At 66.9% G+C, this 7,922-nt stretch carries 6 protein-coding genes and 1 pseudogene; 5 read left to right on the forward strand and 2 right to left on the reverse strand.

Features of this window, described 5'->3' with window-relative positions; all coding sequences use genetic code 11:
* Positions 1–428: 428 nt before the first annotated feature.
* Positions 429–740 (reverse strand): hypothetical protein, encoded by a 312-nt coding sequence (locus PHK61_RS31325; protein ID WP_274284957.1) that lies wholly within the window; start codon positions 738–740, stop codon positions 429–431.
* 207 nt (positions 741–947) lie between these two features.
* On the opposite strand from PHK61_RS31325, the gene PHK61_RS31330 reads away from it, so the two are divergent.
* Together PHK61_RS31330 and PHK61_RS31335 are read left to right on the forward strand one after the other, a co-directional pair.
* A complete protein-coding gene (locus PHK61_RS31330; protein ID WP_274284958.1) occupies positions 948–1,274 on the forward strand; it encodes a CU044_2847 family protein in 327 nt (108 codons plus the stop codon).
* A gap of 29 nt (positions 1,275–1,303) precedes the next feature.
* On the forward strand, positions 1,304–3,517 hold the full coding sequence (locus tag PHK61_RS31335; RefSeq protein WP_274284959.1) for an SUMF1/EgtB/PvdO family nonheme iron enzyme: 2,214 nt from the start codon (positions 1,304–1,306) through the stop codon (positions 3,515–3,517).
* A gap of 1,188 nt (positions 3,518–4,705) precedes the next feature.
* Here PHK61_RS31335 and PHK61_RS31340 read toward each other — a convergent pair.
* Positions 4,706–4,837: a hypothetical protein gene (locus tag PHK61_RS31340; RefSeq protein ID WP_274284960.1), complete on the reverse strand. Its 132-nt coding sequence runs from the start codon at positions 4,835–4,837 to the stop codon at positions 4,706–4,708.
* Positions 4,838–4,910: 73 nt separating this feature from the next.
* On the opposite strand from PHK61_RS31340, the pseudogene PHK61_RS31345 reads away from it, so the two are divergent.
* From PHK61_RS31345 to PHK61_RS31355, 3 genes and pseudogenes are all read left to right on the forward strand, one after another.
* Positions 4,911–5,192: pseudogene (locus PHK61_RS31345) on the forward strand (transposase); the annotation flags it as partial.
* 350 nt (positions 5,193–5,542) lie between these two features.
* Positions 5,543–6,466: a transposase gene (locus PHK61_RS31350; RefSeq protein ID WP_274284962.1), complete on the forward strand. Its 924-nt coding sequence runs from the start codon at positions 5,543–5,545 to the stop codon at positions 6,464–6,466.
* Between the two features lie 264 nt (positions 6,467–6,730).
* Positions 6,731–7,768: a DUF4185 domain-containing protein gene (locus PHK61_RS31355; RefSeq protein ID WP_274284963.1), complete on the forward strand. Its 1,038-nt coding sequence runs from the start codon at positions 6,731–6,733 to the stop codon at positions 7,766–7,768.
* Positions 7,769–7,922 lie beyond the last annotated feature (154 nt).

The raw sequence follows: 7,922 nt of genomic DNA on the forward strand, positions 1-7,922 counted from the left end.
GGCGAGCTCGAGGTCGTCGACGGTGCGCCAGGGACCGTCGCGGCGCACGCACTCGATCTTGTAGAGCCCGATCACCGACTCGGCCATCGCATTGTCGAAGCTGCAGACTGTCGTGGGACGCACAGAGCGCTGTGCAGAGACGGCTGTTCCTCGAGGTGCAACAACCACCTCGAATTGTGTCGATCAGCTCCGCGGCAGAGCGACTACGAATCACAATGCAGCTGCGCAGCGTTGAGCGCTTTGAACGTCAGCTCGCGCGAGCCGAACGCGCGAAGGAGAAGGACAGACCTCAGTAATACGCTCTCAACGAGCTCCGGCTCTCAACGAGCTCCGGCTCTCAACGAGCTCCGGCTCTCCCCCGTCACCACCACTCCCGCCGTCGCATAAGTACTGCTCGCGCTTCGTCCCGCGTCCTTGGCACGGGACCTCTACACCGCTCCCGCTGACGGCCGCCCGGCCGACACCACGCCCATGCGTAGCCGCGCGCGTCGAGCCACAGCCGGCACCCGGCAGCCCCTGCTCGTCGGTGTCGACAGGAGATCGGGCTGCTCGCCCCGCGACGACATTTCCGGCCACGTGTCGCCGACCAGGGCGATCGCGTTGTCACTGCCCTCGTTCTCCTCGGCGATCTGCTCGTCGCTGCGCTCGCGGCCCAGCCCGGCATAGCGCCGTCGCAGGTCAATACGTCCGGTCGACCAGGTCAGTTCCGAAAGCTTCGACCAGGTGCTCGTGGTCGACACGGCTGCGGGTTGCGCCAGCCAGGGCGCGGCAACCCGAGGGCGGTCCGAGGCGTTGCTCCCCGTAGCAGAACGCACGCCGAGGGTGCGCATCTGGATGACGTGCGCTCGCCCTTCGTTGCGACAGACGGGGGACAACGATCGGAGGTTCGACGCTGAAGGTGACACACTTGCTCACGGCAGATCGGATGTCTAACCGACAGGAGCGCCGTGACGCGATATCTGGAATTCCCCATCGATCAAAACGATTCGGTTCTGGTCGAGGTTACGCCGGCGACACCGGGTTCAGTCACGCGCGGCGGTCGTTATGAGGACGAGGTCACCAGGTCGGGCGTCCGGCTCGAGGCGCTCCTTGGGCAGATCGGGCCTGCAGTCAACGGTGTCGTGACCCAGTTGCGCTCCTCGGTGTCGTCACCCCGGACTATCGAGATCGAGTTCTCTGTGAAGATCAGGGCGGACGCGAAGATCGTCATTGCGAGCGCCGGCAGCGAGGCCAATTTCCGCGTTCTCGTGCGATGGGAACCGGAGAGGCCCTGACGACGCCGAGCAGGGACCGGGGAAGCGAGATGCCGGAGTGCGACGAGCTGGTCCTGCGGATCACGCAGGAATCCGATGGGAGCGTCCGTGTCCACGCCAGGGCAGCCGACGGCGCTGCGGGCGTGCTCCTGACCGCCATGCCGTTCGATCTCGACGCTCTCGGCGAGCTCGTCGAACGCATCGGACATCCGCGGCGCACCGTGCGGTCGGGGAGACGTTCCGAGCTCGACGAGGCCAAACGTTTGGGCTCGGGCCTCTTCAATGCCATCGTGAAAGATAACGTGCGTGACATCTATCGAGACGCCCGCCGCCGCGCGGAATCGCATGGCCGGGGCCTTCGTCTCAATCTCGTCCTCAACGACGCACCCGCGCTGATGGCGGTCCCCTGGGAGTACCTCTACGAGCGTCCCAACTTCCTCGCCCAGTCCCGCTTCACTCCGGTCGTCCGGTCCCTTGACCTCACCGACCCGCGACCGCCACAGCCGATCGAGTATCCGTTGCGCATCCTGGCGGTGGTCAGCTCGCCGCGGAGGTTCCCCATGCTCGACTACCGGCGGGAGCGCGCCAACCTCGAGAAGGCCCTCGACCCTCTGGTGCGCGACGGACTGGTCGAGCTGGAGTGGTTGGAGGCCGCCACAGCCTCCAAGCTGAACGACCGGGTTTCGGCTCCAGACGACTTCCACGTCTTGCACTACGTCGGTCACGGCGCCTACGACGACGCGACGGCCGGCGGCATCGTAGTACTGGAGAAGGACGACGAGATGCCGCACGAGGTCACCGGTGAGCAGCTCGGGTGGTTCCTCGACGGCGAGATCAGCCTCCGCCTCGTCGTCCTCAACTCCTGCGAGGGGGCGCGGACATCAGCAGTCGACCCCTTCTCGGGCGTCGCCTCCGCCCTGGTGGAACACGGGATTCCGGCCATCGTGGGAATGCAGTTTGAGATCACCGACGATGCCGCCGTGAGCTTTGCAACGAGTTTCTACCGGGCCCTGGCCCAGGGCAACCCAGTTGATGGCGCGATGGCGACCGCGCGTCTCGCGATCCTCGCCGCCGGTCACGAAACCGAATTCGGGACACCGGTGCTGTTCGTCCGGGGAGAAATTCCCAGCCTCTTCCAGCTACCACCTGAGAAGCCCCACCACCCTGAGAAGCCCCATATCCCTGAGGAGCCCGACAAGCCTGAGAAACCCGACAAGCTTGCGAAGCCCTACCAGCTACCAGCTGACAAGCCTGACAAGCCGACGCTGACACGCCGTCAGATGCTGGTCGGGGCGGGAGTGCTCCTCATCACCGCGGGGGCGGGTGTGCGGGCAGCCTGGCCGGGACCGACACCGCCCCAAACGCAGCCGATCGAAGTCTGGGCCGCTCAGGTCGACTCGAGGGGTGCCCGGCTTCCCGATCAGGTGCAGACCGTGGACGCCTTCGAAATCCCCGTCGGACCGGTGAAGATGCCGTTCGTGATCGTGCCGGGGGGTAGGCGTCTGATCGGCTCTCCGGACACGGAGCTGCTCCGACGACCAAACGAGGGCCCGCAGCAGTCCTTCAATGTCGCTACCTTCGCGATGGGGCGAACGGTGGTCACCCAAGCTCAGTGGGCTGCTGTTGTCGCCGCCGTACCGCGACCCATTGAGCAGGCCTTGAGTCCCTATCCCTCGCACTTCAAGGGTAACGGCGACCTACCGGTCGAGACGATCAGCTGGCTGGCTGCCACCGAATTCTGCGCGCGACTCTCGAGCCTCACCGGCTTCACGCTGCGGCTACCCAGCGAGGTCGAATGGGAATACGCGTGCCGCGCCGATACCACGACTCCCTTCCACTTCGGCCCGACGGTGACGCCGGAGCTCGCGAACTATTGTGGACTGCCGTTCGCTGTCTGCAGTCCCGACATCACTCGAGCGGCGTACAACGACGTGACCTACACGCTAGGGGAGTACGGCGAGGGCCCGTCGGGATGGATGCAGACCGAGACCACCAAAGTCGGGACGTTCCCGCCGAACCGTTTTGGTCTCCATGAGATGCACGGGAACGTGTGGGAGCATTGCGCTGACAACGGCCCAGTGGGCTACGGTCAGGTCCCCAATGACGGAAAACCGTTCTCCAGTAATGGGCCGACTCGCGTCTTGCGCGGCGGTTCATGGTCCCACAATCCCGCCATCTGTCGCGCGGCCTACCGAGACGGCATGGACTCTGACCTCGAAGGCTGGCCAGGGAGAATCGGAGTACGCCTGGTCTGCGAACTGTGACTGCGCGACCAGGATTCTGCACGTTGTAGAACGAGCGCCTGCTTGCCGCGCCGGGTACTCCGTGATCCGGCTGCCTGTACTTCGAGAATCGCTCTACCCCGTCGAACCATGAGCCGGTGGGACATGGCGGCGCTGTGTATGAGATGGGGTCGGGGTTGGTTCGTCCCCGCCAGTTTCCGGCCCGCCCATGTTGCACCCCGACATCCCGGGCGAGCTCATGCTCCCGGGCGGACAAGAGGGAGTGTTGCGCCCGGGGGCGCTAGGAAGGACCCCACACGTCACGGGGAACTGGAGGGTGGCGCCACGGGCGAAGCGACCGGGAAGCGGGTAGTTAGTCGACCGCATGTTGACGGCGCAGTCGGGTCGGTCCGGCACAGCCTTGGTCTTAAGGCATAGACCTCCGCCGCACGCTGCCCTGATGCGCGCCTGAATTCCCGGCAGAGCCTGCCTATAGGTCATACCATCGATGCCCGGCATGTCCTGGACGTATACAGAACTCTGAGCAAGCACGGCCGCCTGGTCCACCACTTCGGTCCGGCTGCCCGCGCAACCCGTCGCCACGAGCGCCAGGCCGGAGAACACGGCCAGGCAAGCTAGCAACCGCTGCACTCGGTGTCGGCGTCCAGCCATCGTCGTCGCCCTTCGAACGCCATACATCTCGTTGTTGTGAGGCAAACAATCAGAACCAAGCCGTTGCCGTCCAAGACCATGCCCATCAGCACCCTGAAGCACGGACGCACCCTCAGCACCGCTAGTTCATCACTCAGCGTCTCATAGCTTCGGTGTCGACCGCTCTGACGATTACCCAATCAGACTAGAGGTGGAGCCTGAGCGCTCCCTGATCGGTACGCTGTGTCATCGAGGTTTGACGCGGCGGTTACGAGTAGCGAGCGGCATGTGCTGTTTCAAGGAGGGGCGAACGTGCCGAGCAAGGCTGCGGCAGTGGCCAGCAAGGTGTGAGAGAGTTTCGTGACACTGCCCCCTAACCAAGGATCGATCTCGACTCGCGGGCTACAAGCATTCCCCCATCGAGCTCAACTCGGCACGCCCCGGTCGGCCAAAGTGTACTAATATCCTGCTTTTGTCGCATATGTCCAAGTGGGAGGAGCTACGCAGACATACCTATTGCGTGTGCGTCGCCTGCAAGGGAGCTCTTTCCGAATCGGAACGAGATAGGGCCGGCCGACTTCAATCGACGGTGAGCGTCTCGTGCGTCGTCTGCCGACGGAGCTGATCAGCAAGGCCTTCGCGCGCGTCCGCCGGCCAGCTCGCGAAGCACTGGTCGACCGCGCAGGACACGACACCGATCTTGATATCCACGGAGAGCGCCGTGAGGTTCCCCCGTTAGCTCGGAGACCGACGATCGTGGCCGTAGGCCGTGAAGGAGTCTCCGATGGCAGCACCGAAGAAGTACCCCGACGAGCTGCGCGAGCGAGCGGTGCGGCTCTACCGCACGAGCAACCCGCGGCCCACGTTCCGCCAGCTCGGCGAGCAGCTGGGAGTGCATCACGAGGCGCTGCGCAACTGGGTGCGTCAGGCCGAGGCCGACGCCGGCGAGCGCGACGGCCGCCCGACCAGCGCCGAGGACGAGGAGCTGCGCCGGCTGCGCAAGGAAGTCTCCGAGCTGCGCCGAGCGAACGAAATCCTGAAGGCGGCGAGTGCTTTTTTCGCCTCAGTGCCACGATGATCATTGCTCGGCGGGGTTCGCTCGTTTTTTCGCTGCCCCAGACCTTCGGTCGGTGGCTTGTCCGGCGATGTGCGGCTCCGCCGGGCGTCGGGATCGGCTGGCGGGTGTGGCCTGATAGGAGCCTGCTCTCGCTCGACTGAGGCGTGCCCACCAGCCGGCCGGTCCCGAGGCCCTCGTCTCGCCTCACTGCTGGAGCTGCCCGTGGTCATGATCGGTGTCGACTCGCACAAGCACAGCCACACCGTGGTCGCGCTCGATGAGCTCGGGCGTCGCGTCGCGGAGAAGACGCTCAGGACGACCAGCGACGCTCACCTCGAGCTGGTCGCCTGGTCGGGTCAGTGGCCGCAGGTGTGCTCGCGCTCGAGGACTGCCGACACCTGACTCGTCGACTTGAACGTGATCTGCTCGGCGCGGGACACCGCGTGGTCCGGGTGCCGACCCAGCTCATGGCCGGGCGTCGGGGTGGACGACGTCCGGGCAAGTCCGATCCGATCGACGCCGAAGCGGTCGCGGTGGCCGCGCTGCGCCACACCGATCTGCCTGTCGCCGAGCTCGACGGACCCGCCCGCGAGGTCAAGCTGCTGGTCGACCACCGCCGCGACCTGGTCTCCGAGCGCACCCGGGTGCAGGCTCGGCTGCGATGGTGGCTGCACGAACTTGACCCGGCTCTGCACGTGCCCTCGCGAGGGCTGCGCCGCTACTGCGTCCTCGACCGGCTCGAGGCGCAGCTGGCCGACGACCATCGCCTCGTGGCCCGGCTGGCGCGGGATCACATCGGCCGCTGCCGCGAGCTCACCCGCCAGATCAACGCCCTCGAGGTCGAGCTCCGGCCGCTGGTGCATCGTCTGGCGCCGACCCTGCTGGCCGTCCCGGGCTGCGGTGTGTTGGGCGCAGCGATGATCCTCGGGGAGACCGCCGGAGCGCACCGCTTTCGCAGCCGGGATGCCTACGCCCGCTTCACCGGCACCGCCCCAATCCCGGTCTGGTCCGGGCGCAGCGACGGCAAGGTCCGACTCAACCGCGGCGGCAACCGCACCATCAACACCGCCCTACACATGATCGCTGTGACCCAGTCCCGCGGGTTCGGCCCCGGTCGGGCCTACCTTGACAAGCTCACCGCCGCGGGCAAGACCCGGACCGAGGCGTTGCGTCTGCTGCGCCGCCGGCTCTCCGACGCCGTGTTCACCGCGCTGCGCGCCGACGAAAGCACCGTCAAGGCCAGCGCCGACTCCGGGACGGGCGCTCTCGCGCCAGCGGCTTGACATAGGAGCATCGCTTGGGCTGTTGAGCGCCCCTGCGGTGGGCCACAGTCCGAGGTCGGGTGAGGAGCGCAACCCATGATCCAGGTCAGGACGGTCGTCGAGCGATCGGCACACGCCCTAACGGGACTGGTCACGAGCCTGATCGCGTGGGCCGCCAGGAGCGCCGCCCTCGGCCGAGGGCCCGCGCTCGATCGGACGCTCGCGCCCAAGCTGTCCCCGCCCCCACCGCCGCCGCCTCCATCGACCGGACCGGCGCCCCACTTCGTGCCGGCCGCCAAGGTCACCGACCTGACCGGGCCCGAGCGCTCCACGGCCTGGGGCATCGGAGGTACCGACCTGGGAGCGCCGACCCTGACCCCCGACGGTCGGCTCCTGCTCGTGTTCGGTGACACCTTCGACCAGTTCCGGGCCGGCGGCTCGGGCTGGCGAGCACCCACGGCCCTGTTCGCCGACCCGGACACCTCGACCCGCGGCCTGCGCTGGACCGGCGCCGCCCCCGGAGCCGACGGATCGAGCACCCGCGCCGGCCAACTCGTCCCGCAACCCCACCACACCCGCATCCGCGGCTTCCCGATCAGCACCCAGCTTCCCAGCGACGTGGTCCGTCTCGGCGACGTGCTCTACCTACAGGTGATGGGCTGCGAAGGGCTCGGCACCGTCCACTTCACCGAGCTCTACCACTCGCTGGACAACGGTCGACACTGGTCCTCGACGGGCTGCTGGTGGCCCGGCGATCACTGGAACGGCTGGTTCCAGAACCTCAGCTGGTGCCCCGGCGATGACGGCTACCTGTACTGCGTCTCCACCGGGTTCAAGCGAGACAAAGGACTCATGCTCTCCCGGGTCCGCGTCGACGAGCTCACCGATCCCCACGCCTGGCAACCGTGGGGCTGGACCCCGAGCGGCGGCTGGGCCTGGGGAGAGCCGCCCGGAATCGTCCTGCCCGGCGCCTTCGGCGAACAGAGCCTGCGCCGCATCGACGGCCACTGGGTGCTTAGCCTGTTCGACGCCGGCCACTACCGCATCGACGTGCGCCTCCTGCCATCACCCACCGCCGACATGACCACCGCGCCCGTCACCACGATCGCCCAGGGCACCGCCTGGGGCCAGGAAGACCACACCCAAGGTCAGATCGCCCAGCTCTACGGCGGCTACATCCTGCCCGGCTCCACCCTCGCCGACGTCCACCTCGTAATCAGCCAGTGGAACACCGGCCCCGCCAACACCCCCTACAAGTCCATGCAATTCCATGTCGACCTCACAACCGTCCACGTGACAGCCAGCTCCGAGCGCCGACAGTGAAGCCGGTTATCGGCTTCATCAGCACTCCGTCCCTATTCGAGGGTGATCGTGGCCCTGGGCCGTCGCGTCCTTCTCCGAGCGAACAGCATCTCGCGAGAAGCGAAAGCGTGGCGCACCACGCAAGAGCGCCTCGGTCTCGGCGCGCTTCGCACCA

Source organism: Actinomycetospora lutea, from assembly GCF_028737205.1.
Lineage (GTDB): Bacteria > Actinomycetota > Actinomycetes > Mycobacteriales > Pseudonocardiaceae > Actinomycetospora > Actinomycetospora lutea.